At 72.1% G+C, this 22,876-nt stretch carries 17 protein-coding genes; 9 read left to right on the top strand and 8 right to left on the bottom strand.

Annotation, left to right across the window (positions count from 1 at the left end; all coding sequences use genetic code 11):
• The first annotated feature begins 155 nt into the window (after positions 1-155).
• From AB0J04_RS20505 to AB0J04_RS20495, 3 genes are all read left to right on the top strand, one after another.
• Positions 156-1,610 carry an FGGY family carbohydrate kinase gene (locus AB0J04_RS20505; protein WP_363169938.1) on the top strand — a complete coding sequence of 485 codons (1,455 nt, stop codon included), beginning with the start codon at positions 156-158 and terminating at the stop codon, positions 1,608-1,610.
• A gap of 150 nt (positions 1,611-1,760) precedes the next feature.
• Complete coding sequence (locus AB0J04_RS20500; RefSeq protein WP_363169937.1) at positions 1,761-3,494, top strand: ABC transporter ATP-binding protein; 1,734 nt, start codon at positions 1,761-1,763, stop codon at positions 3,492-3,494.
• The gene (locus tag AB0J04_RS20495; protein ID WP_363169936.1) at positions 3,494-5,422 is read left to right on the top strand and encodes an ABC transporter ATP-binding protein; all 1,929 of its coding nucleotides are present in this window, start codon (positions 3,494-3,496) and stop codon (positions 5,420-5,422) included. Before AB0J04_RS20500 ends, AB0J04_RS20495 begins: the two co-directional genes overlap by 1 nt.
• Before the next feature lie 62 nt (positions 5,423-5,484).
• Here the strand turns inward: AB0J04_RS20495 and AB0J04_RS20490 are convergent, their stop codons facing one another.
• The 5 genes from AB0J04_RS20490 to AB0J04_RS20470 all read right to left on the bottom strand — a co-directional run bounded on the left by AB0J04_RS20490 (position 5,485) and on the right by AB0J04_RS20470 (position 12,418).
• Positions 5,485-6,831 carry an RNA polymerase sigma factor gene (locus tag AB0J04_RS20490; protein WP_363169934.1) on the bottom strand — a complete coding sequence of 449 codons (1,347 nt, stop codon included), beginning with the start codon at positions 6,829-6,831 and terminating at the stop codon, positions 5,485-5,487.
• 54 nt (positions 6,832-6,885) lie between these two features.
• Positions 6,886-8,799: a DNA primase gene (dnaG, locus tag AB0J04_RS20485; RefSeq protein WP_363169933.1), complete on the bottom strand. Its 1,914-nt coding sequence runs from the start codon at positions 8,797-8,799 to the stop codon at positions 6,886-6,888.
• Between the two features lie 120 nt (positions 8,800-8,919).
• Positions 8,920-10,188, bottom strand: coding sequence for an FAD-dependent oxidoreductase (locus AB0J04_RS20480; RefSeq protein ID WP_363169932.1), 1,269 nt, complete (start codon positions 10,186-10,188; stop codon positions 8,920-8,922).
• A 133-nt stretch (positions 10,189-10,321) separates the two neighbouring features.
• Positions 10,322-11,581 (bottom strand): deoxyguanosinetriphosphate triphosphohydrolase, encoded by a 1,260-nt coding sequence (locus AB0J04_RS20475; RefSeq protein ID WP_363169931.1) that lies wholly within the window; start codon positions 11,579-11,581, stop codon positions 10,322-10,324.
• A 57-nt stretch (positions 11,582-11,638) separates the two neighbouring features.
• The gene (locus AB0J04_RS20470; protein WP_363169930.1) at positions 11,639-12,418 is read right to left on the bottom strand and encodes a sirohydrochlorin chelatase; all 780 of its coding nucleotides are present in this window, start codon (positions 12,416-12,418) and stop codon (positions 11,639-11,641) included.
• 222 nt (positions 12,419-12,640) lie between these two features.
• Between AB0J04_RS20470 and AB0J04_RS20465 the strand changes: the two genes are divergently transcribed.
• Both AB0J04_RS20465 and AB0J04_RS20460 read left to right on the top strand, forming a co-directional pair.
• Positions 12,641-13,345 (top strand): ElyC/SanA/YdcF family protein, encoded by a 705-nt coding sequence (locus AB0J04_RS20465; RefSeq protein WP_363169929.1) that lies wholly within the window; start codon positions 12,641-12,643, stop codon positions 13,343-13,345.
• 81 nt (positions 13,346-13,426) lie between these two features.
• Entirely contained in the window at positions 13,427-15,520 is a 2,094-nt protein-coding gene (locus tag AB0J04_RS20460) for a molybdopterin oxidoreductase family protein (protein ID WP_363169927.1), read from the top strand.
• Positions 15,521-15,562: 42 nt separating this feature from the next.
• On the opposite strand, the gene AB0J04_RS20455 is transcribed toward AB0J04_RS20460, so the two are convergent.
• The gene (locus AB0J04_RS20455; RefSeq protein ID WP_363169926.1) at positions 15,563-16,321 is read right to left on the bottom strand and encodes a TetR/AcrR family transcriptional regulator C-terminal domain-containing protein; all 759 of its coding nucleotides are present in this window, start codon (positions 16,319-16,321) and stop codon (positions 15,563-15,565) included.
• A 132-nt stretch (positions 16,322-16,453) separates the two neighbouring features.
• On the opposite strand from AB0J04_RS20455, the gene AB0J04_RS20450 reads away from it, so the two are divergent.
• Positions 16,454-17,980 carry an MFS transporter gene (locus tag AB0J04_RS20450; RefSeq protein ID WP_363169925.1) on the top strand — a complete coding sequence of 509 codons (1,527 nt, stop codon included), beginning with the start codon at positions 16,454-16,456 and terminating at the stop codon, positions 17,978-17,980.
• 122 nt (positions 17,981-18,102) lie between these two features.
• Here the strand turns inward: AB0J04_RS20450 and AB0J04_RS20445 are convergent, their stop codons facing one another.
• Entirely contained in the window at positions 18,103-18,807 is a 705-nt protein-coding gene (locus AB0J04_RS20445; protein ID WP_363169924.1) for a DUF6215 domain-containing protein, read from the bottom strand.
• Positions 18,808-18,909: 102 nt separating this feature from the next.
• A complete protein-coding gene (locus AB0J04_RS20440; protein WP_363169923.1) occupies positions 18,910-20,556 on the bottom strand; it encodes a M4 family metallopeptidase in 1,647 nt (548 codons plus the stop codon).
• 231 nt (positions 20,557-20,787) lie between these two features.
• Here AB0J04_RS20440 and AB0J04_RS20435 point away from each other — a divergent pair, with 231 nt between their 5' ends.
• The 3 genes from AB0J04_RS20435 (at position 20,788) to AB0J04_RS20425 (ending at position 22,806) form a co-directional block, all read left to right on the top strand.
• Positions 20,788-21,252, top strand: coding sequence for a gamma-glutamylcyclotransferase family protein (locus AB0J04_RS20435; RefSeq protein ID WP_363169922.1), 465 nt, complete (start codon positions 20,788-20,790; stop codon positions 21,250-21,252).
• Between the two features lie 261 nt (positions 21,253-21,513).
• The gene (locus AB0J04_RS20430) at positions 21,514-22,050 is read left to right on the top strand and encodes a hypothetical protein (protein ID WP_363169920.1); all 537 of its coding nucleotides are present in this window, start codon (positions 21,514-21,516) and stop codon (positions 22,048-22,050) included.
• A gap of 135 nt (positions 22,051-22,185) precedes the next feature.
• Positions 22,186-22,806 carry a class F sortase gene (locus tag AB0J04_RS20425; protein WP_363169919.1) on the top strand — a complete coding sequence of 207 codons (621 nt, stop codon included), beginning with the start codon at positions 22,186-22,188 and terminating at the stop codon, positions 22,804-22,806.
• The last annotated feature ends 70 nt before the right edge of the window (positions 22,807-22,876 follow it).

Here is a 22,876-nt window from a genome sequence, read left to right as displayed (position 1 = left end):
GCGGAATCCCACCTGATGGGCGTACGGGGCTGTGACATGTGCCGCCGTGCCGCGCGGGCGCGACCAGCCACGACAGGCCCGCGTCCGCGCCGGCGGACCCCTTCCCGCGGTCTCCGCGGCCAAACCCGAGCGGCGCGTGCGGCAGAATTTTCGTTATGGGGATAGTCGCCGGGCTGGACAGTTCGCCCGATTTCACTCGTATCGTCGTCTGCGACGCGGACACCGGAGCCGTGCTCCGGCAGGGATACGCGCCGCATCCGATGGAGGGCGCGGAGAGCGCCGCGCGGCCTTCGGACGTCGATCCGCAGGCCTGGCTGCTGTCCCTGGGCGAGGCCGCGGGCGGCGGGCTGCTCGAAGGCGTGCAGGCCATCGGCGTCTCCTCGCAGCAGAACGCCGTGGTGCCGCTGGACGCGCAGGGCAACACCGTGCGCCCGGCGATGGTCGGCGGGGACAAGCGGGCGCAGGTCGCGGCGGCGGACCTGATCGACGCGCTCGGCGGGCGCGAGGCATGGGCGCAGGCGGTGGGGTGCGTGCCGCAGGCCCCGCAGCCGGTGACCAAGCTGCGCTGGCTGGCGAAGAGCGAGCCCGACGCGGCCTCGCGGACCGCCGTGCTGCTCCAGGCCCACGACTGGCTGGTGTGGCAGTTGCTCGGGCGGCCGGTGCGGCGGACCACCGATCGCGGCGGGGCCTCCGGGACCGGGTACTGGTCGGCGGCCACCGGCGGTTATCGGCCCGATCTCGTGGAGCTGGCGCTCGGGCACCAGGTGATGCTGCCCGAGGTGATCGGACCGTCCGACGCGGCCGGTACGACGCCGGAGGGGCTGCTGATCTCGGCCGGCACCGGCGAGACCATGGCTGCGGCCCTGGGGCTCGGGATCGGGCTCGGCGACGCGGTCGTGTCCCTCGGCGCCTCCGGGTCCGTGATGGCCGTCCACCACGAGGCGCTCTTCGACCAGAGCGGGATGATCACCTCGCTGGCGGACGCGACCGGCATGCATCTGCCCGTCGTCACCACCCTGAACGCCGTGCGGACCCTGCGCGGCGCGGCCGAACTGGTCGGCGCGCCCGATCTGGAGGCGCTGTCGGACCTGGCGATGAAGTCGACGCCCGGGTCGCACGGGCTGGTCATGCTGCCCTATCTGGAGGGTGAGCGGACGCCGAACCTGCCGCACACGGCCGGGACGCTGGCGGGGCTGCGACGCGAGTCGATGAAGCCGGAGCACTTCGCGCGGGCCGCCTTCGAGGGCATGCTGTGCGGGCTCGCGGACGCGCTGGACGTGCTGCGCGGCCGGGGCGTGGACGTGCGGCGGATCTTCCTGCTCGGGGCCGCGGCCGAGCTGGCGGCCGTGCAGGCGGCGGCGCCCGCGCTGTTCGGGGCCCAGGTCGTCGTACCGCAGCCGGCGGACTACGCGGCGATCGGGGCGGCCCGGCAGGCCGCGTGGGCGCTCGGCGCGTCGCAGGGCACCCTCGACCCGCGGAACCCGCCGGCCTGGCAGGGGGCGGCGGCGCAGGTCCTGGACCCGGGCGAGGAGCTGGCCGTCGGACAGGCCGTGCGGCAGCAGTACGTGTCGGTTCGGGAGCAGACCCATCCCGGGGCATTTCGCATATAGCGATCTCGGGGCATTTCGCATATAAGGCGATACGGGCCACGCGGGGAGCGCAGCTGTCGGCTTAATCAGTTGAGGTAACACGGGTGGAGTGTTCGACGATGGGGGCCAGGGGCAACCAATGCCCCTGGCCCCCACTCCGAGAGACGTAGCGTGCTCATACGACTTCTGCGGACCTATATCAGGCCCTACAAGAAACCCATCGCCCTGCTGGTGCTGCTCCAGTTCCTGCAGACCTGCGCCACCCTCTACCTGCCCACTCTCAACGCTCACATCATCGACAAAGGCGTCGTCGAGGGGGACACCGGTTACATCCTGACCTTCGGCGGGGTGATGATCGCCGCCTCGCTCGCGCAGGTCGTGTGCAACATCGGCGCCGTGTACTACGGAGCCAGGACCGCCTCCGCGCTCGGCCGGGACGTGCGGGCGGCCGTCTTCGACCGGGTGCAGTCCTTCTCCGCCCGTGAGGTCGGTCACTTCGGCGCGCCCTCGCTGATCACCCGGACGACGAACGACGTCCAGCAGATCCAGATGCTGGCCCTGATGACGTTCACGCTGATGGTGTCCGCGCCGATCATGTGCGTGGGCGGCATCGTGCTGGCGCTCGGCCTCGACGTGCCGCTGTCCGCCGTGCTGGTCGCCGTGGTGCCCACGCTGGGCATCTGCGTGACGCTGATCGTGCGCCGGCTGCGCCCGCTGTTCCGGTCCATGCAGGTGCGGCTGGACACCGTGAACCGGGTGCTGCGCGAGCAGATCACCGGCAACCGGGTCATCCGTGCCTTCGTCCGGGACGACTACGAGGCGCAGCGGTTCCGGATGGCCAACACCGACCTCACCGACATCTCGCTGAAGACCGGAAACCTGCTCGCCCTGATGTTCCCGGTGGTCATGACCACGGTGAACCTGTCCTCGATCGCGGTGGTCTGGTTCGGGGCCCATCGCATCGACAGCGGCGGGATGCAGATCGGTGATCTGACCGCGTTCCTCGCCTACCTCATGCAGATCGTCATGTCCGTGATGATGGCCACCTTCATGTTCATGATGGTGCCGCGCGCGGAGGTGTGCGCCGAGCGCATCCAGGAGGTGCTGGACACCTCGTCGTCCGTGGTGCCGCCGACGGCGGCCGTCACCGAGCTGCGTCGGCACGGGCATCTGGAGATCCGGGGCGCCGGGTTCCGCTATCCCGGCGCCGAGGAGCCCGTCCTCAAGGCGGTCGACCTCGTGGCGCTGCCGGGCGAGACGACGGCCGTGATCGGCTCGACCGGCAGCGGCAAGTCCACGCTGCTCGGGCTGGTGCCCCGGCTGTTCGACGCCACCGAGGGCGAGGTGCTGGTAGACGGGGTCGCCGTCGGCGACGTCGACCCGGTGCTGCTCGCGAAGACCGTCGGGCTCGTGCCGCAGAAGCCCTACCTGTTCGCGGGGACGGTCGCGACCAACCTGCGCTACGGCAATCCGGACGCCACCGACGAGGAGCTGTGGCACGCGCTGGAGGTGGCGCAGGCCAGGGACTTCGTCAGCAAGCTGGAGAACGGCCTCGACTCCCCCATCGCGCAGGGCGGGACGAACGTCTCCGGCGGTCAGCGGCAGCGGCTGGCGATCGCCCGGACGCTCGTGCAGCGGCCGGAGATCTACCTGTTCGACGACTCCTTCTCCGCCCTCGACTACGCCACCGACGCGGCGCTGCGCGCGGCGCTCGGGCGGGAGACCGCCGAGGCGACCGTCGTGATCGTCGCCCAGCGGGTCGCCACCATCCGCGACGCCGACCGGATCATCGTCCTGGACGAGGGCCGGGTCGTCGGCACCGGCACCCACCGCGAGCTGATGGCGGACAACGAGACCTACCGGGAGATCGTGCTCTCCCAGCTCACGGAAGCGGAGGCTGCCTGATGGCCGGGCCCATGGGACGCATGATGGCCGGCACCGGTCCCGAGAACCGCTCGCTGGACTTCAAGGTGTCCGGCAGGCGGCTGCTCGCCATGTTCAAACCGGAGCGGCTCACCCTGTACGTGATGCTGGCCTGCGTGGTCTTCAGCGTCGGCCTCAACGTGGTCGGGCCGAAGATCCTCGGTCAGGCCACCGACCTGGTCTTCGCGGGCATCATCGGACGGGAGATGCCGGCCGGGGCGAGCAAGGAGCAGGTCCTCGACTCGATGCGCGAGCGCGGCGAGGGCGGCGTCGCCGACATGCTCCGCAGCACCGACTTCACGCCCGGCAAGGGCATCGACTTCGACCAGGTCGGACAGGTCCTGCTGGTCGCGCTCGGGGTGTTCCTGATCGCCGGTCTGCTGATGGCGGTGGCGACGCGCCTGGTGAACCGGGCCGTCAACCGCACGATGTTCCGGATGCGCGAGGACGTGCAGACGAAGCTGTCCCGGCTGCCGCTGTCGTACTTCGACAAGCGGCAGCGGGGCGAGGTCCTCTCGCGCGCCACGAACGACATCGACAACATCGGGCAGACGCTCCAGCAGTCGCTGGGCCAGCTCATCAACTCGCTGCTGACCATCATCGGCGTGCTGGCGATGATGTTCTGGGTGTCCTGGCTGCTCGCGCTGGTCGCGCTGGTGACCGTGCCGCTGTCGGCGGTCGTCGCCACGCGCGTGGGCAAGCGGTCGCAGCCGCACTTCGTGCAGCAGTGGCGCTCCACCGGCAAGCTGAACGCCCACATCGAGGAGATGTACACCGGGCACACCCTGGTGAAGGTGTTCGGCCGCCAGCAGGAGTCGGCCGCGCAGTTCGCCGAGCAGAACGACGCGCTGTACGAGGCCGGGTTCAAGGCGCAGTTCAACAGCGGGGTCATGCAGCCGCTGATGATGTTCGTGTCGAACATCAACTACGTGCTGGTGGCGGTCGTGGGCGGCCTGCGGGTCGCGTCGGGCTCGCTGTCCATCGGTGACGTGCAGGCGTTCATCCAGTACTCCCGCCAGTTCTCGATGCCGCTGACGCAGGTCGCGTCGATGGCGAACCTGGTGCAGTCGGGCGTCGCCTCGGCGGAACGGATCTTCGAACTCCTGGACGCGGAGGAACAGCAGGCGGATCCGGTGGCGGCCGAGCGGCCGAAGGAACTGCGCGGGCTGGTGGCGCTGGAGGGCGTGTCCTTCCGCTACGACCCCGACAAGCCGCTGATCGAGGACCTGTCCCTGACGGTGGAGCCCGGTCACACGGTCGCCATCGTCGGCCCGACGGGCGCCGGCAAGACGACGCTGGTGAACCTGCTGATGCGGTTCTACGACGTCTCCGGCGGACGCATCACCCTGGACGGCGTCGACATCGCGCGGATGACCCGCGACGAGCTGCGCGCCACGATCGGCATGGTGCTTCAGGACACCTGGCTGTTCGGCGGCACCATCGCGGAGAACATCGCGTACGGGGCGTCCCGCGAGGTCACCCGGGGCGAGATCGAGGAGGCGGCGCGGGCCGCGCACGCCGACCGGTTCGTGCGCACCCTCCCCGACGGCTACGACACCGTGATCGACGACGAGGGCAGCGGGGTCAGCGCCGGTGAGAAGCAGCTGATCACCATCGCGCGGGCGTTCCTGTCCGACCCGACGATCCTGGTGCTCGACGAGGCCACCAGCTCCGTCGACACCCGCACGGAGGTGCTGATCCAGAAGGCGATGGCGAAGCTGGCGCACGGGCGGACGTCGTTCGTCATCGCGCACCGGCTGTCGACCATCCGGGACGCCGACACGATCCTGGTGATGGAGAACGGCTCGATCGTCGAGCAGGGCGCGCACAGCGACCTGCTCGCGGCGGACGGGGCGTACGCGCGGCTGTACAAGGCCCAGTTCGCGCAAGCCGTGGCCGAGGTGGACTAGGACGGTCCTAGCCGCTGTGGAGAGTGGGGCCGCTCGCGTCGGGGGACGGCGAGCGGCCCGGCTCAGTCCAGGTAGCCCCTCAACTGGTCCGCGAAGGCGTGGTCGCGGAGTTTGTTGAGGGTCTTCGACTCGATCTGGCGTATCCGCTCACGCGTCACGCCGAAGATGCGGCCGATCTCCTCCAGGGTGCGCGGGCGGCCGTCCGCGAGGCCGTAGCGGAGCTGGACGACCTTCCGCTCGCGTTCGCCGAGTGTGGAGAGCACCGCTTCCAGGTGCTCGCGCAGCAGCAGGAAGGCGGCCGACTCGACGGGGCTGGCGGCGTCGCCGTCCTCGATGAGGTCGCCGAGGGCGACGTCGTCCTCCTCGCCCACCGGGGCGTGCAGGGAGACCGGCTCCTGGGCCAGCCGCAGCACCTCTCCGACGCGCTCGGGGGGCAGATCCAGCTGGGCGGCGACCTCCTCGGCGGAGGGCTCGTAGCCGCGCTCCTGGAGCATCCGGCGCTGGACGCGCACGACCCGGTTGATGAGTTCGACGACATGGACCGGGACGCGGATGGTGCGGGCCTGGTCGGCGAGGGCCCGGGACATGGCCTGGCGGATCCACCAGGTGGCGTAGGTGGAGAACTTGTAGCCGCGGGCGTAGTCGAACTTCTCGACCGCCCGGATCAGGCCGAGGTTGCCCTCCTGGACGAGGTCGAGCATGGTGAGCCCGCGGCCGACGTACCGTTTGGCGACGGACACCACGAGCCGCAGGTTGGCCTCGATGAGGCGGCGCTTGGCCATCCGGCCCATGACGACCAGCCGGTCGAGGTCGAGGGCCAGTCGGCTGTCCAGGTCGGCCGCGCTGCCCAGCCGTTCCTCGGCGAACAGGCCCGCCTCCACGCGACGGGCCAGCTCGACCTCCTCGACCGCGGTGAGCAGCGGGATCCGGCCGATCTCGCGCAGGTACTGGCGGAACAGGTCGGAGGACGGGCTCGCGCTCTCGGTGACGCGGGCGCGGGGCGGGACGACCGGCTCGGGGGCTTCCTCGGGGGCTTCCTCGGGGGCTTCCGCGAGCGCCTCGGCGGGCGGCTCGCTCTCCCCCTCGGTCTCAGGCCCCGTCCGCGTCTCCGTCCGCGTCTCCGGGTGGTGCGCGGCACGGCTCTGCGGCGGGACCGCGACCAGGACGTCGGTCTCGGCGTCCGCCTCTGCGGCGTCGTTCGCGTTCGTGCTGTCGGCAGTGCGATCGGCAGTGCTGTCGGTCTGGGTGAGGGTCTGGGTCTGCACGGGGGCGACCTCCAGGATGATCGCTGCTGAGGTGAGCAGCAGCGGTACTTCGGGGGCGGAGTCGGCGGCCACGCCGCTGTCCGTCCGGGATCGGCCGCGCTCCGAGGACTCAGGCACCGCAACCCAGTGTGGAGTACGACACATCGCTGCCACGAGGGGCGTGCGGTGACTTTTTGCGGCCGGTCCGTGACCACATGTTCAGAGAGCGGACGGGCCTTCGTGCTGGAGCGCCCTGTCGTACCTGGTCAGGATCATCATCTCGTTCTGGACGGCGGCCGCCTGGGCCGGGTCCAGGTGCCCGAGGCGGGTCAGCGTGGACTGCAGATCGGTGAGCCGGCGGTTCACGGCCCTGCGGCGGACGGTCACGAGCTGCTCGCCCGCGTAGTTCTCGTCGACCGTGCGGCGCATGATCGCCTCGACCGCGAGCTCCGTCACCATCGCGCGGACCGTGTCGTCGGGCGCGGTCTCGCGGACCCGTACGAGGTACTCGTGCCCGTCCTGGACGCCCCACTCGGCGCCGCCCGCGTCCAGGATCGCCTGACGTACGGCCGCGTAGGGGGCGGCGGTGAATTCGTCCACGCCGTACGCGTCGAAGGCCGGGGCGACGAGTTCGGGGCGCTGGAGGGCGAGCTTGAGGAGCTCGCGTTCGGTGGCGTAGACGGCGTTGCGGAGGTTGAGGGCGGGGCCGCCCGCGACGGGCCGGGGGGCGGCGTCGTAGGGCTGCTGAGGGCCGCCCCCCGGCCCGCCGCGGGCGGGCGCGGGGCCCTTGCCGCCGCGGTCGCGGGCCCAACGGGCCAGCTGGGCGACCCTTTTGACGACGAACTGGGTGTCCAGGATGCCGAGCATCCCGGCGAGCTGGACGGCGACCTCGTGCTGGGCGCCGCTGTTCTTGATGCGGGCGACGATGGGCGCGGCCTCGTCGAGCGCGCCGGCGCGGCCCGCCGGGGTGTCGAGGTCGTAGCGGACGACGATCTGGCGGAGCGCGAACTCGAAGAGCGGGGTGCGGGGTTCGACCAGGTCGGCGACGGCTTCGTCGCCCTTGGCGAGGCGCAGGTCGCAGGGGTCCATGTTGTCCGGGGCGATCGCGATGTACGTCTCGGCGGCGAACTTCTGGTCGTCCTCGAAGGCGCGCAGGGCCGCCTTCTGGCCGGCCGCGTCGCCGTCGAAGGTGAAGATGACGCGGGCGCTGCCGTTGTCCATCAGGAGTCGGCGGAGGATCTTGATGTGGTCGCCGCCGAAGGCCGTGCCGCAGGTCGCGATGGCGGTCGTCACGCCGGCGAGGTGGCAGGCCATGACGTCGGTGTAGCCCTCGACGACCACCGCGCGGGACGACTTCGCGATGTCCTTCTTCGCCAGGTCGATGCCGTACAGCACCTGGGACTTCTTGTAGATCGCCGTGTCGGGGGTGTTGAGGTACTTGGGCCCGTTGTCGGTCTCGTAGAGCTTGCGCGCGCCGAAGCCGACGACCTCGCCGCCGATGTCTCGGATGGGCCACATCAGCCGGCCCCGGAAGCGGTCGATGGGGCCGCGGCGGCCCTCCTGGGCGAGCCCGGAGAGGAGCAGTTCCTTGTCGGTGAAGCCCTTGCCGCGCAGGAAGCGGGTGAGGTGGTCCCAGCCCTGGGGGCTGTAGCCGACGGAGAAGTGCTGGGCGGCGGCCTGGTCGAAGCCGCGCTCGGCGAGGAACATCCGGCCGGTGTCGGCCTCGGGGCCGGTGGCGAGCTGTTCCGCGTACCAGTCGGCGGCGATCTTGTGGGCCTCGACCAGTCGGATGCGTTCGCCGCGCTGGTGGGCGGGGTTGTAGCCGCCCTCCTCGTAGCGCAGGGTGATGCCGGCCTGGGCGGCGAGCCGCTCGACGGCCTCGGAGAACGTGAGGTGGTCGACCTTCATCACGAACGTGATGGTGTCGCCGCCCTCCTGGCAGCCGAAGCAGTGGAAGAACCCCTTGCTGGGGCTGACCTGGAAGGAGGGCGACTTCTCGTCGTGGAACGGACAGAGGCCCTTGAGGTTGCCGCCGCCCGCGTTGCGCAGCTGGAGGTACTCGGACACCACGGCGTCGATCGGAACCGCGTCCCGAACCGCCTTCACGTCCTCGTCGTTGATCCGCCCAGCCACGCGTGAATTCTACGGGCCCGAACTGACAACTCCGGCGAGCTGCGGCGCCTCAAGGGGCGCGGGGAACTGCGCGACCAGCCACACACGACCCGCACTCGCGATACGACAGGTCCCGGCAGCTCATTGGGCGCCGAGGCTCTCCAGGGGAACATGCGGATCCGCCAAGGCCTCCGTATCCACCCGCCCGCGCGAGCGAATCAGCTTCTGGATCGGCTCTGTGACGTCCCACACGTTCACGTTCATTCCGGCCAGCACCCGCCCCTCGCGCAGCCAGAACGCGATGAACTCGCGCTTGCCCGCGTCGCCCCGGATCACGACCTCGTCGTACGTGCCCGGCGGGGCCCAGCCGCTGTACTCCATGCCCAGGTCGTACTGGTCGGAGAAGAAGTAGGGCACGCGGTCGTGGACGACGTCCCTGCCGAGCATCGCGCGGGCGGCCGCCGGGCCGCCGTTCAGCGCGTTGGCCCAGTGCTCGACGCGCAGCCGGGTGTCGAACAGGCCGTGCGGGAAGGACGCGACGTCCCCGGCGGCGAAGATGTCGGGGTCGGAGGTGCGCAGCTGGGCGTCCACGGCGACGCCTCCGCCGTAGGCGCGGTCGGCCATCTCCAGCCCCGCCGCCTCCGCGAGCGAGGTCCGCGGGGCCGCGCCGATCGCCGCGAGGACGTCGTGCGCCGGGTGTTCCTCGCCGTCGTCGGTGCGGGCGGCGAGGACCATGCCGTCCTGGCCGACGATCTCCGTGAGCCGGGCCCCGAAGTGGAAGCGGACGCCGTGCTCGCGGTGCAGGTCGGCGAAGAGGCCGCCCAGCTCCGGACCGAGCACGCCGTGCAGCGGGGTCTGCGCCGGTTCGACGACGGTGACCTCGGCGCCGTACTCACGGGCCGCCGCCGCGATCTCCAGGCCGATCCAGCCGCCGCCGGCGATCACGATGTGGCCGTTGTCCCGGCCGAGGGCGGCCAGGACGCCCTTGAGGCGCTCGGCGTGGGCGAGCCGGCGCAGGTGGTGCACGCCCGCGAGGTCGGTGCCGGGGATGTCCAGTCGGCGGGGCTCGGCGCCGGTGGCGAGGAGCAGCTTGTCGTAGCGGGCGAGCGTGCCGTCGTCGCCGAAGCGGACCGTCTTCGCGGTGCGGTCGATCGCGTCGACGGTCTGGCCGAGGTGCAGTTCGATGTCGTTCTGCGCGTACCAGGCGGGTTCGTGCACGAAGACGCTCTCGCGGGTCTCCTTGCCGAGCAGGAAGCCCTTGGAGAGGGGCGGTCGCACGTACGGGTGGTCGCGTTCGTCGCAGATCAGTATCACTCGGCCGGTGAAGCCCTCCGCCCTCAGCGTCTCGGCCGCCTTGGCGCCGGCCAGACCTCCTCCGACGATGACGAATGTCTGATCCGCGTCGACCACGTGATGCCTCCTCGTAAGGGAACCGCCACCTGCGAGCGTCCCGCACGGAGCGTTATGGGGGAAGGGGGACGTGCCCGATCAAGGCGCTCCGGGGCGTGTTCGGGCCCGTTTGGGCGCACCGGGCACGCCCCTGTCACCGTCTCGCGTGCCCCGTCAGACGGGTGTGAAGACTGCGGGCCGAGGCATCGGTGAGGGAGGCGATCTGATCGACGACGACGCGCCCCCGGGCGCGGTCGTCGGGCGCCTGGTCGAACAGCGAGCGGAACTGCGGGTCGAGGCCTTCGGGGGCGCGGACGGTGAGCGCCTCGGCCAGCTCGCTGATGACGATGCGCTGATCGGCCCGCAGCCGTTCCTGTTCGACGCGCTGCATCACGTACCGGTCGGCGACCGCCTTGAGGACGGCGCACTCCAGGCGCGTCTCGTGCGGCACGACGAGTTCGGCGTCGTAGCGGGTGAGCGGGCCCGCGCCGTATCGCGCGCGTGTGGCGCCCTCGGCGGCGAGGCAGAAACGGCCGATGAGCTGGCTGGTGGTGTCCTTCAGCCGGGCCTGGGCGACCGCCGTGCCGTCGTAGCCGTGCGGCCACCAGTCCTGGTCCTCCAGGCGGTCGAGGGCGGCGGCGAGTTCGGCCGGGTCGGTGTCGGCGGGCACGTAGCGGCCGACGGCGACCCGGTAGATCTCCTGGCGTTCCGGTTCGGCGTGCAGGACGTCGGGGTCGATGTGTCCTGCGTGCAGGCCGTCCTCCACGTCGTGCACGGAGTACGCCACGTCGTCCGCCCAGTCCATGACCTGCGCCTCGAAGCACGTGCGTGTGCCGGGGGCCTCCTTGCGGACCCAGTCGAAGACCGGCCGGTCGTCCTCGTAGACGCCGAACTTGGGGGACGCGGGGTCGGTGGGGTGGGCGCCCCGGGGCCACGGGTACTTGGTGGCGGCGTCGAGGGTGGCCCGGGTGAGGTTGAGGCCCACCGAGCCCTCGGGGGTGAAGCGCTTGGGCTCGATGCGGGTGAGCAGCCGCAGCGACTGGGCGTTGCCCTCGAAGCCGCCGCAGTCCTGCGCGAAGTCGTTGAGGGCCTGCTCGCCGTTGTGGCCGAACGGGGGGTGGCCGAGGTCGTGCGAGAGACAGGCCGCCTCGACCAGGTCCGGGTCGCAGCCGAGGGCGGCGCCCAGTTCGCGGCCGACCTGGGCGCACTCCAGGGAGTGGGTGAGTCGGGTGCGGGGGGTGGCGTCCCACACCTCGCTGCGTTCGCCCGGGGTGACTACCTGGGTCTTGCCCGCGAGCCTTCTCAGCGCCGAGGAGTGGAGGATGCGGGCGCGGTCGCGTTGGAAGGCGGTGCGGCCGGGGCGTTTGTCCGGCTCCGCCGCCCAGCGTTCTGTTGACGGCTCGTCGTAGGGCATGACTCGACAGTAAGCGGCCATAGTGACAATTGGGCGCCAGGTGGGGTGCCGCGCCCCTCAGGCGGCGTTGATCCCGGCCCCTGTGGCGGCTGCCTGGTCGTAGCGGTGGAGGAGGAGGTCGGCCATCGCGGGGTGGGTGCCCAGGGGGGCCGAGGCGATCCAGGGGGCCGCCGCCGCGGACTCTGTCGCGAAGCGGCCGGGGGCGGTGAAGTAGGAGGCGATCGCGATGCGGTCGCGGCCCCTCGCCGCCAGGGCGCGCAGTGCCGTCGGGATCGTCGGGGTCGCCGTGGTGGCGTAGGCCGGGACCACCGGCACACCCAGGCGGCGGGCCAGGAGGTCGGCCGTGCGGCGGGTGTCCACGGCCGAGTCGGGGTCTCGGGAGCCCGCTGCCGCCAGGACCACCGCGCTCGTGCGGCGTTCCTCGTCCGTGAGGTCCGGGTTCCAGCCGGCCTCGATCAGGCGGGTGTACAGGGTGTCCGTCAGGAGAGGGTGCGGGCCCAGCGGTGCGGCCACGCGCGTGCGTACCCGGGCCGTCGCCGCCATCTCGGGGATGTCGCGCTTGACGTGGTAGCCGCGGGCGAGGAGGAGCGGGACCAGGACGGCGTCCGTCGTGCCGCGGGCGTCCAGGTCGGCCAGCGTGTCGGTCAGCAGGGGCTCGTTGAGCTCGATGTGGCCGAGGTGGACCGGAACGTCGGGGCGCTGCTCGCGGACCCGGTCCAGGAGCGTGCGGACGGTGCTCAGGGCGCGCGGGTCGCGGCTGCCGTGGGCGACGACGACCAGCGCGGGCGGGCCGGGACGCCGGCGGCCGGCGAGGTGGACGAGGCTTGGCTGGCTCATGGACCGATCCTGACGCCGCGAGGTTGCACCCCCGTTGCCTGACCGTCACGAGTGTTTTCCGGGGGTTCACCGCCGGGGCGGGGGCGGTGTGAGGTGCGGGACACCCGGCGAGGGGGGGTGAACCGGATCATCGTCCATCGCGTCTTCCCAGGCCGTAAGGGCAACGAAGACGGTCGTGAACGGTGATGCAGACGGTCATGACCGGCAATGGGGGGACACCGAATGGACATCCGTCGACCGCGGCTGCCGCGCACCCGTGCCGGGCGGCGTCGGCTGGTGCAGGCCGTGATGGCCGGGTGTGTGCTCGCGCTGCTGCCGGCCACCTGGCTGTTCGTGTCGACGGCCGACCGGCTCGGCACGACCGCCGACGCGCCGCGCACCGAGGTCGCCGTCGTGTTCGGGGCCGGGCTGTGGGACGGCGAGCCGTCGCCGTACCTCGCGCACCGGCTGGACGCGGCGGTGCGGCTGTACCGGGAGGGCCGGATCAAGGTCGTGCTCGTCACGGGTGACAACAGCCGCAAGGAGTACGACGAGCCCGACGCCATGCGCACCTATCTCACCGGGCACGGGGTGCCGGACGCGCGGATCGTCAGCGACTACGCCGGTTTCGACACCTGGGACTCCTGCGTCCGCGCCAAGAAGATCTTCGGCGTCGACAGGGCCGTCCTGATCAGCCAGGGGTTCCACATCCGGCGGGCCGTCGCCCTGTGCGAGGCGGCGGGGGTGGACTCCTACGGGATCGGGGTGGCCGCGAAGCATGACGTGACCTGGTACTACGGCGGGGCCCGGGAGATCCTCGCGGCCGGCAAGGCGGCTCTGGACGCGGTGTTCGAGCCGGATCCGCGGTTCCTGGGGCCGAAGGAGCAGGGCGTGGCGCGGGCGCTGGCGGCGGATCCGGATGACGCGGCGGCCGCCTCACGGGGCTGACCCGGCGTCGGGGAGGGCACGACCACAGCGCCGTAACAGGAGACGGCACGGCACGTAACACGGCCGACGCACGCTGGGCGCATGCGGACCGCCTCGACGCCCACCCACTGCCCGTACTGCGCGTTGCAGTGCGGGATGGCCCTGTCGCCACTGCCCACGGGGGGCGTCGAGGTGGTCGAGCGCACGGACTTCCCGGTGAACCGGGGCGCCCTGTGCGGAAAGGGGCGTACGGCTCCCGCGGTGCTGGCGCCGGGCGTCCGGCTGACCTCCCCGCTGGTGCGCTCGGCCGGCGGCGAGCTCGTGCCGGCCGGCTGGGACGAGGCGCTGGACCGGATCGCCGGGGAGCTGGGCCGCATCCGCACGGAGCACGGGCCGGACGCGCTGGGCGTGTTCGGCGGGGGCGGGCTGACGAACGAGAAGGCGTACGCGCTCGGCAAGTTCGCGCGGGTCGTGCTCGGCACCTCGCAGATCGACTACAACGGCCGGTTCTGCATGTCGTCCGCCGCGGCGGCCGGCATCAAGGCGTTCGGGCTCGACCGGGGGCTGCCCTTCCCCCTGGAGGACATCCCGCGGACCGGGTGCGTGATCCTGGTCGGGTCCAACCTCGCGGAGACGATGCCGCCCGCGCTGCGGTACTTCAACGAACTGCGGGAGAACGGCGGCACGTTGATCGTCGTCGACCCGCGGCGGACGAAGACCGCCGAGCAGGCCGACCTGCACCTCGCGCCCCGCCCGGGGACGGATCTCGCGCTGGCGCTCGGCCTGTTGCACCTGATCGTCGCCGAGGGGCGCGTCGACGAGGAGTACGTGGGCGAGCGGACGGCCGGCTGGGAGGAGACGCGGGCGGCCGCCATGGCCCACTGGCCGGAGTACGTGGAACGGATCACGGGGGTGTCCGTTCCTCAACTCCGGGAAACCGTGCGGCTGTTCTGCGAGCCCGAGGCGGCGATGGTGCTCACCGCGCGCGGGCCCGAGCAGCAGTCCAAGGGGACCGACACGGTCGGCGCGTGGATCAACCTGTGCCTGGCGACGGGCCGGGCCGGGCGGCCGCTCAGCGGCTACGGCTGTCTGACCGGGCAGGGCAACGGACAGGGCGGGCGCGAGCACGGCCAGAAGGCCGACCAGCTGCCCGGCTACCGCAAGCTGGACGACCCGGCGGCGCGAGCGCACGTCGCCGAGGTGTGGGGCGTCGACCCCGACTCGCTGCCCGGGCCGGGCCGCAGCGCCTACGAACTGCTGGACGCGCTGGGGTCCGATGTGCGGTCGCTGCTGCTGATGGGGTCGAACCCGGTGGTGTCCGCGCCGCGCGCCGCGCACATCGAGGAGCGCATCAAGTCCCTCGATTTCCTTGCCGTGTGCGATGTCGTCCTGTCGGAGACGGCGGCCCTCGCGGACGTCGTCCTGCCGGTCGCCCAGTGGGCGGAGGAGACGGGGACGACGACCAGCCTGGAGGGTCGGGTGCTGTTGCGGCAGCGCGCGATCACCGCCCCGGAGGGCGTGCGCAGCGACCTGGAGGTGCTGCACGAGCTGGCGGCGCGGCTCGGCGTCGACAAGGGGTTCCCGGTCGAGCCCGAGGAGGTCTTCGAGGAGCTGCGGCGCGCCAGCGCGGGCGGCGTCGCGGACTACTCCGGGATCAGCTACGAGCGGCTGGCGGAGGGGGAGGGAGTGTTCTGGCCCTGCCCCGCCCAGGACGACCGACGGCCCACCGGCACGCCCCGGCTCTTTCTCGACCGGTTCGCCACCGCCGACGGGCGGGCGCGGTTCGTGCCGGTCTCGCACCGGCCGATCGCCGAGGAGCCGGACGACGACTACCCCGTGCTGCTCACCACCGGGCGGGTCGTGGCGCAGTACCAGTCCGGCGCTCAGACCCGGCGCGTGGACGAGCTGAACGCCGCCGCTCCCGGTCCGTTCGTGGAGCTGCACCCCCGGCTGGCGGCGCGGCTCGGGGCGGCCGAGGGCGACCCGTTGGCCGTGACCTCCCGGCGCGGGCGGGCCGTCGCCCCGGCCCGGATCACCGTCGGCATCCGTCCGGACACCGTCTTCATGCCGTTCCACTGGCCGGGCGAGGGCCGCGCCAACACGCTGACCAACCCGGCCCTGGACCCGACCTCGCGGATGCCGGAGTTCAAGGTGTGCGCGGTGCGGGTGGAGCGGGCGGAGCGGGCGGACCCGTGAGGCGAACCCGTACGGCGAAACCGTGAGGCGATCCCGTACGGCTCAGCGGGGCAGTCGTAGCGCCAGGCCGTCCAGGACGACGTCCAGGCCGTAGGCGAACTTGGCGTCGCGCAGGGCGACCGGGTCGCCGGCCACGGCGGCGCCGGCCGCGTACCCCTCGGAGAGGTGGTCGTAGGAGGCGGCGGCCTGCTGGGCGGCGGGCAGGAGACGGGCGATGAAGTCGGCCTCGGTCTCGCCGGAGCGGGCGACCGTGGTGAGCCAGGCGGCCTCCGTGGTGCTCATGCCGATCACATACGACAGGACCGTGTCGATCGCGCCGCTCGGCTCGGGGAAGCCCGCCGCGGTGAACAGCGCGGCCAGCCGCTCGGAGAAGGCCATGAGGTTGGGGCCGAGGTAGGCGAGGCCGGCCTGGCCGAGGACCGAGGACAGCCAGGGGTGCCGTAGCGCCGTCGTACGGAACGAGCCCGCGGCCTCGGTGACGGCGGCCCGCCAGTCGGGCGTGTCGGCGGGCGGGACGTGGATCTCGCCCGCGACCTCGTCCACCGCCAGCTCCATCAGCTCGTCCTTGGTGGCGACGTGCCGGTAGAGGGAGGTCGCGCCGGCGTTCAGGCGCGCGCCCAGCTTGCGCATGCTCAGCGCCTCGATGCCGTCGGCGTCCAGCATCGTGATCGCCTCACGGACGATCGCGTCCCTGCTCAGCGCGGGCTGGTCCGGCTCGCGCCGTTGCCGGGCCCAGACGGACGGGACGGGGTTCGGGTTCTTCGCCGGGTCCTTCGCCTTGGCGGCCACAGGCTCTCCCACTCCTCGATGCGTACGACGTGCGTACAACGTGCGCCTCCAGCGTACAGAGTTCGATACTTGCGCACACTGTTCCGCCGTGCGTACAGTGTGCGCATCGAAGGAACAGCGTTCGCACACAACAGGGGAGAAGCCATGGAAGCGCGTGCCGAGAACAGTGGGAGCGGGCGCGATCCCCGCCGCTGGTGGATCCTCGTCGTGCTGTGCCTGAGCACGGTGGTCCTGACGATCGACAGCATGGCGCTCACCGTCGCGGTGCCCTCGATGACCGAGGACCTCGGCGCCACCGCCCAGGACACGCAGTGGATCCTCGACTCCTACATCCTGGTCTTCGCGGGTCTCCTGCTCACCTCGGGCAGCCTCGGCGACCGCTTCGGCCGCCGGAAGGTGATGCTGATCGGCCTGGTGCTCTTCGGGGCGGCCTCACTCGCCGCGACGATCTGCACCAGCCCCGGCGAGGTGATCGCCGTGCGCACCGCGATGGGCGTCGGCGGGGCGCTGATCATGCCCTCCACCCTCTCGATCCTCATCACCGTCTTCGACGAGGACGAGCGCGGCAAGGCGATGGCGGCCTGGGGTTCGGTGTCGATGCTGGGGCTGGTCGGCAGCCCGGTCCTGGGCGGCATCCTGATCGACCACTTCTCCTGGCACTCGATCTTCTTCATCAACGTCCCGGTCGTCGCCCTCGCCGTCGTCGCCGGTGTGCTCCTGATGCCGGAGTCCAAGGCGCCCTGGCAGAAGGCGGACCCGCTGGGCGCCGTGCTGTCCGCGGTCGGCATGACCGCCCTGGTCTGGTGGATCATCGAGATCCCGCAGCACGGCGCGTTCGACGGCCGCTCCGCCGTCAGCCTCGCGGTCGCCGTCGTCGGCCTGGCCGGGTTCGTGATCTGGGAGAACGTCACCGCATCGCCGATGGTCCCGCTGGTCCTGTTCAAGCACCGCAACTTCAGCGGCGGTTCGCTCTCGCTGGCCTTGGTCCAGATCGGCAACGGCGGTCTGCTGCTGGTCCTCACCCAGTACCTGCAGTTCGTCCTCGGCTACTCCCCCGTCAAGGCGGGCCTCGCCTTCCTGCCGCTCGCCGTGGCGGCGCTGATCGGCAACGGCGTGGGCGTGAAGCTGGCCGAGAAGATCGGCAACCGGTTCGTGATCCTGGCCGGCATGCTCGTGATGGTCGCCTGCTTCGCCCTGCTGACGACGGTCGACGCCGACTCGGGCTTCACCGTCCCGGCGATAGCCCTCGGGCTGCTCGGCCTCGGCGCGGGTCTGGCGATGCCGGCCGCCGTCGGCGCGCTGATGAGCACCATCCCCGCGGACCGGGCGGGCGTCGGCTCGGCCCTGAACGACACGATCCAGCAGGCCGGCACCGCCCTCGGCATCGCGATCCTCGGCTCCCTGCTGACCAGCGGCTTCGCCGCCGAGATGCCCGCCGACGCCCCCGAGGCGGCCCGGCAGTCGATCGGCGGGGCGCTGGCGGTGGCCGGCGAGGACGCCGGTCTGGTCCGGGCGGCCGGGGAGGCCTTCACCGCCTCGATGACGACGACCTTCACGGTCAGCGCGATCGGCGTCCTGGCCGCGGCGATCCTGGCCACCCTGGTGATGCGCGACCGCACGCCGGAGACGGAGGAGACGGCGCCGATCGAGGAACCGGAGCCGGTCGCCTGACCGTCGCCCCGCAGTGACCGCAGGGCCGGTGCCGTCGGGCACCGGCCCTCCCGCCGTCCGGACTCCCTGTCAGGCAGACCGCGCGCGCGGTCGCGCCCAGTGCGCAGTGGTGGAGGAACGGATCATCCGGCCGTCCAGCCGGGGACCGTCGGCAGCACCTGCTGCGCGACGCGGATCAGGGCCGCGTCGTCGGGCATCACGCCGTCCTGGCGCCAGACGGCTATCTCGTAGGAGCCGCCGGCGTCCTTGGCGTCCGGGGCGACGAGCAGGCTGCGGGCGACGGAACCGGGGGCGGATTCGGACTTGCCGCCGCCGAGGTCGAAGCGGACGGCGATCGTCTGGCTCGTGTAGAGCACCGCGGGATGCCCGAGGATCGTCTTCTTCTGCGCGCCGTCCAGCAGGCCCTCCAACCGGGCCAGCGGGAGGTCGTCGTAGGACCGTGAGAGCTTCACGGTGTAGGTGTCGAGCGTGACGGTCGCCTCGGGGACGACGCCGATCAGCGACGTGGCCGAGCCGGTGGTGCCCTGGCCCGTCCCGCGCGCCTGCTCCCGGGGCGTGCCGAGGAGCGTCGGCAGGTCCGCGCGGTTGAGCGCCGTGCACAACTGCGACCCCGAGAGGCGTTTCGCCGCCGCGGCCTCCTCGGCTTCCTTGCCGGCCTCGGCGTCGGCCGAGCAGGTGGCCGGTTCGTCGACGGCGTCGGCCGTGTTCTTCTGCAGCACCAGCAGCCCGCCCCCGATGGCCGCGACCACGACCAGCGCCGCCGTCGCCTGGGCCCATGCGCTGGGCCCCTTCTCGGCCACGCCGACGTCCTCGCCCGTGTCCCCCATGTCACCCATTACCCCCGGTACCCCCTGGTCACCCTGATCCCCCCGGCGCGCGCCGGTTGCGCGCGCCGGGGGAGCTTAGCGGGTGATCCAGCCACGCGACAGTCAGTTCACGTTGACCGCGCTCCAGGCTGCCGCGACCGCGTTGTACTCCGTGCCGCCGCTGCCGTAGAGGTCCCTGGCCGCGTTGAGGGTGGCCGTCCGCGCGCCCGCGTAGTTCGTCGAGGACGTCATGTAGACGGTCAGGGCCCGGTACCAGATCGCGCCGAGCTTGTCGCGGCCGATGCCGGTGAGCGTGGAGCCGTTGTACGTCGGGGAGTTGTAGGTGACTCCGTTGATCGTCTTCGTGCCGCTGCCCTCGGCGAGGAGGTAGGCGAAGTGGTTGGCGACGCCCGAGGAATAGTGGACGTCCAGGCCCGCGACCGAACTGCTCCAGTAGTCGGCGGAGTTGGCGTCCTTGCTCGGCTTGTCCATGTAGCGCAGGGCGTCCCGGCCGAAGCCGGAGCGGACGATCTTCTCGCCGATGAGGTAGTCGCCGGGGTCGGAGGCGTTGCCCGCGTAGAACTCGACCAGCGAGCCGAAGATGTCGGACGTGGCCTCGTTGAGGCCGCCGGACTCGCCCGAGTAGGTCAGGTTGGCCGTCTTCGACGTCACGCCGTGGGACATCTCGTGGCCCGCCACGTCCAGCGCCACGAGCGGGCCGAGCTGGGTCGCGTTGCCGTCGCCGTACGTCATGCAGAAGCAGCTGTCGTCCCAGAAGGCGTTGGCGTAGTTGTTGCCGTAGTGGACCCGGTTGTAGGAGCCTTTGCCGTCGTTGCCGATGCCGTTGCGGCCGTGCACGTTCTTGTAGTAGTCCCAGGTGACGTCGGTGCCGTACTGCGCGTCGACGGCGGCCGTGGAGCGGTCCGCGGCCGCGCCGGTGCCCCAGTGGTTGTCGGCGTCCGTGAACAGCGTCGCCGGGGCGCGGCTGATGCAGATGCCGAAGATGCACAGGTCGGTCTTGTTCTCCGCGTCGCCGGTGTACGTGTTCCCGCGCGTCGGGTCCTTGAGCTGGTACGTCGAGCCCGAGAGGGTCGTCTCCAGCGGGACCGTGCCGCCGTACAGGGACTTGCCGTCGCCGGTGGCCGTCTCGATGCTGTCCCAGGCGTCGATCTGGGCGCCGGTGCGGGCGTCGGTCAGCACCTCGCGGGCGACCGGGTTGCCGAGCGAGTCCAGGGCGACGACGTTCGTCCGCCAGGCCAGCTCGGGGGCGCCGTGCAGGGCGTCGACGACCAGCTGCGGCTTGGCCTTCACCTGCTTCAGCGGCTCGCCCGGGTTGGCGGCGCGCAGGGCGTTCACGGCGACGTCGGCGGCCTTGGGGGCGGAGAGGGCGGGGGCGATGCTCGGCAGCGAGATCGTCGCGCCCGTCGCCCGGTTCGCGCTGCGGTAGGCGCCGTCGGGGGCCAGGTGGACCACGAAGTCGCCGCCGAGGACGGGGAGTTGGCGGTAGGTGCGGTCGTAGCGGACGTGCTGGGCGCCGTCCTTGTCGACGACCACGTCCCGGACGGACGTGCCCTGCAGCGAGCTGAGGCCCAGGGCGGCCGCCTGGTCGGCGAGGGCCGCCGCCGCGTTGTCGAGAGCGTCGGCCCGGGTCGGCCGGTCGGCCGCGTCGGCGACCGGGGAGAGGACGGCGGCCAGGAGCGTGGCCGTGGTGGCGGCGATGCCGGCGGTGGCGAGACGGGAACCTCGGACGTGCTGCCGTATCCGACTCATCAGTGTCTTCGGTCTCCTCGAGAAGGCGCCGTGGGGGCGCGTGTGGGGGTGACTCGGGGGTGGTGCGAGGTGTGGTGCGAGGTGGGTGCGAGGTGGGTGCGAGGGTGTGGCGCTGAGTTCGTCCTGGCATTTAAGAGGCCATGACATGTCATGTCCATAGCGCCTACGCGGGGGACGGGTGAGGATCGGCGGGCATCGGTGAAGGGGGAGAGAAGGGGGAGAATCGTTTCCGTGAGCGCCCCCGAACTCCCCTTCTTCGTCTACGGCACCCTTCGCCCCGGCGAGGTCAACCACGACCTCTTCCTGCGCGGCAGGACCCTGCGCGAGGAACCGGCCCGGCTGGCGGGCGCGGTGCTGTACGACGGGCCGGGCTATCCGTACGCGGTCGAGACGCCGCAGGAGCCGGGCGGAACGGTGGCCGGCGAACTGGTCACCGCCCGGCCCGAGTCGTACGCGCGGCTGCTCGCCGACCTCGACCGGCTGGAGGAGTACGCGCCGGGCGACCCGCGCAACCTGTACGAGCGCGTCGAGCGCGAGGTGGTCCGCGGGGCGGTCCGCGAGGTGCTCGACGCGGGCGGCTCGGCTCCCGAAGGCCCCGTGCGCGCCTGGGTGTACGTCGCCGCGCCCGCCGTCGCCGCAGGCCTGCGGGCCCGGGGCAAGCTGATCGAGGGCGGGGACTGGCTCACGCGGCGGTGAGCGTGCGCCGCCTCGGCGACGACAAAGGACGAGACGCGGTCACCCGTTCACACCCTCCGGCGGACGCATTTCCGTCCCGCGCGCGACGAAGCCGCCCGCACGTCGATGACCTGCTGAAACGCGGGCGCACACACCCTTCCTGGCGGCCCGTCCGACACCCGTTCATCCCATTCCTGACGCATCCTCGGCAAGCGCGCTCGCCGCGCTGCGACTTACCTCTGAAGGACAGGGACGCGACCGAAGAGCTCGTGAGGAGCACCGATGCGACGACGTACCGCCCGTACCGCAGCCCGGCTGCTGACCGGTACGGCGCTCGCCGTCACCGCCGCGGCCGGACTCGCCGCGCCCGCCCACGCGGCCGGCGCCGGGCGCCTGGACGTGTACCCGTCCACCGCGGTGCCGGGCGGGCAGGTCTCGGTGAACACGGCGGCGTGCGGGGACGGCGGGGCGGCGGCGGGCGATGCCGGGGCGGTGGGCGCCGGTCGCTTCACGCTCGCGCCCACCACGCACGACGGTGAGGCGATCGGGCAGTTCCAGGTGCCGCCGAGCGCGCAGCCGGGAACGTACGAGATCGTCGCGGAGTGCGCCGTGGGCGGGCGGCGGATCACCGGAGACCTGGTGGTCGTGCTGGCCTCGGACCGGCAGGCGGTGTATCCGCGAGGAAGTGTGAAGACGGGGGTCGGCGGCGCACTGGGCCCCGACCCCGTACAGACCGCGGCCGGTGTGGCGGCTCTCGCCGTCGCCGCCGCGGGCGGTACCTGGCTCCTGCATCGCCGGGCGAGAGGCGACGGGATCTGACGGACACCCTCCGCTGTCCGTCCGCCGGTACCGCATGTCCCCTCCCCCTCCGGGTCCGACGCCCCTCGCGGCCCGGAGGGGGCACGGGGTTCCCGCTCACGGAGCGTCCACGGAGCACCCACGGGAGGTCTTGGCATGCGCAAGGTCGGCAACTCCGCGATAGCGGCCGTCACCGTGGTCGCCCTGTGCTGCGGTGCGTGGCTGCTGCGCGGCGGCGTCGAGACGCACGCCCCGCCGCAGCCGTCCGCCGCGCAGGCGCATGCCGACCGGGAGGTCGAGGGGGCCGCGGCGCCCGCGCTGCCGCCCTCCCCGCCGGACCGGGTCCGCATCCCCGCGATCCACGTGGACGCCCCGCTGACGGGCCTGGCCCTGACCGCTTCCGGCAGCCTCGACGTCCCGCCCGCCGAGAAGAGGAACCTCGCCGGCTGGTACGAGGCCGGCACCACGCCCGGCGAGACGGGCACCGCGATCGTCGCCGGCCATGTCGACAACGCAGACGGGCCTGCCGTCTTCTACGACCTGGGCGCCCTGCGCAAGGGCAGCGCCATCGAGGTGGACCGGCGCGACGCAAGCGTGGCCGTGTTCACGGTGGACGCCGTCGAGGTGTACCGCGCCGACGCGTTTCCCGACGAGAAGGTCTACGGCGCCGCCGACCGGCCCGAGCTACGGGTGATCACCTGCGGCGGCGGATACTCCCGGGCAACCGGTTACCAGGGCAACGTGGTCGTCTTCGCCCACCTCACAGGCGCCCGCTGACCTCCTGGGCGAACCCTCACACCCGTGCCCGGGCTCTGCTGAGGGCAGCGTTCCTCGCGGGAAACAACCG

Origin of the sequence: Streptomyces sp. NPDC050263, from assembly GCF_040655955.1 — a bacterium.
Classification (GTDB): Bacteria; Actinomycetota; Actinomycetes; order Streptomycetales; family Streptomycetaceae; genus Streptomyces.
This window is presented reverse-complemented; position numbering and strand designations above follow the sequence as displayed.

Bases quoted from the DNA above. Each gene is read 5' to 3' on its own strand.
- AB0J04_RS20440 (WP_363169923.1), bottom strand. From the start codon at position 20,556: ATGAGTCGGATACGGCAGCACGTCCGAGGTTCCCGTCTCGCCACCGCC.
- AB0J04_RS20425 (WP_363169919.1), top strand. From the start codon at position 22,186: ATGCGCAAGGTCGGCAACTCCGCGATAGCGGCCGTCACCGTGGTCGCC.
- AB0J04_RS20475 (WP_363169931.1), bottom strand. From the start codon at position 11,581: ATGCCCTACGACGAGCCGTCAACAGAACGCTGGGCGGCGGAGCCGGAC.
- AB0J04_RS20430 (WP_363169920.1), top strand. From the start codon at position 21,514: ATGCGACGACGTACCGCCCGTACCGCAGCCCGGCTGCTGACCGGTACG.
- AB0J04_RS20460 (WP_363169927.1), top strand. From the start codon at position 13,427: ATGCGGACCGCCTCGACGCCCACCCACTGCCCGTACTGCGCGTTGCAG.
- AB0J04_RS20495 (WP_363169936.1), top strand. From the start codon at position 3,494: ATGGCCGGGCCCATGGGACGCATGATGGCCGGCACCGGTCCCGAGAAC.
- AB0J04_RS20490 (WP_363169934.1), bottom strand. From the start codon at position 6,831: ATGTGTCGTACTCCACACTGGGTTGCGGTGCCTGAGTCCTCGGAGCGC.
- AB0J04_RS20470 (WP_363169930.1), bottom strand. From the start codon at position 12,418: ATGAGCCAGCCAAGCCTCGTCCACCTCGCCGGCCGCCGGCGTCCCGGC.
- AB0J04_RS20450 (WP_363169925.1), top strand. From the start codon at position 16,454: ATGGAAGCGCGTGCCGAGAACAGTGGGAGCGGGCGCGATCCCCGCCGC.
- AB0J04_RS20445 (WP_363169924.1), bottom strand. From the start codon at position 18,807: ATGGGGGACACGGGCGAGGACGTCGGCGTGGCCGAGAAGGGGCCCAGC.
- AB0J04_RS20465 (WP_363169929.1), top strand. From the start codon at position 12,641: ATGGACATCCGTCGACCGCGGCTGCCGCGCACCCGTGCCGGGCGGCGT.
- AB0J04_RS20505 (WP_363169938.1), top strand. From the start codon at position 156: ATGGGGATAGTCGCCGGGCTGGACAGTTCGCCCGATTTCACTCGTATC.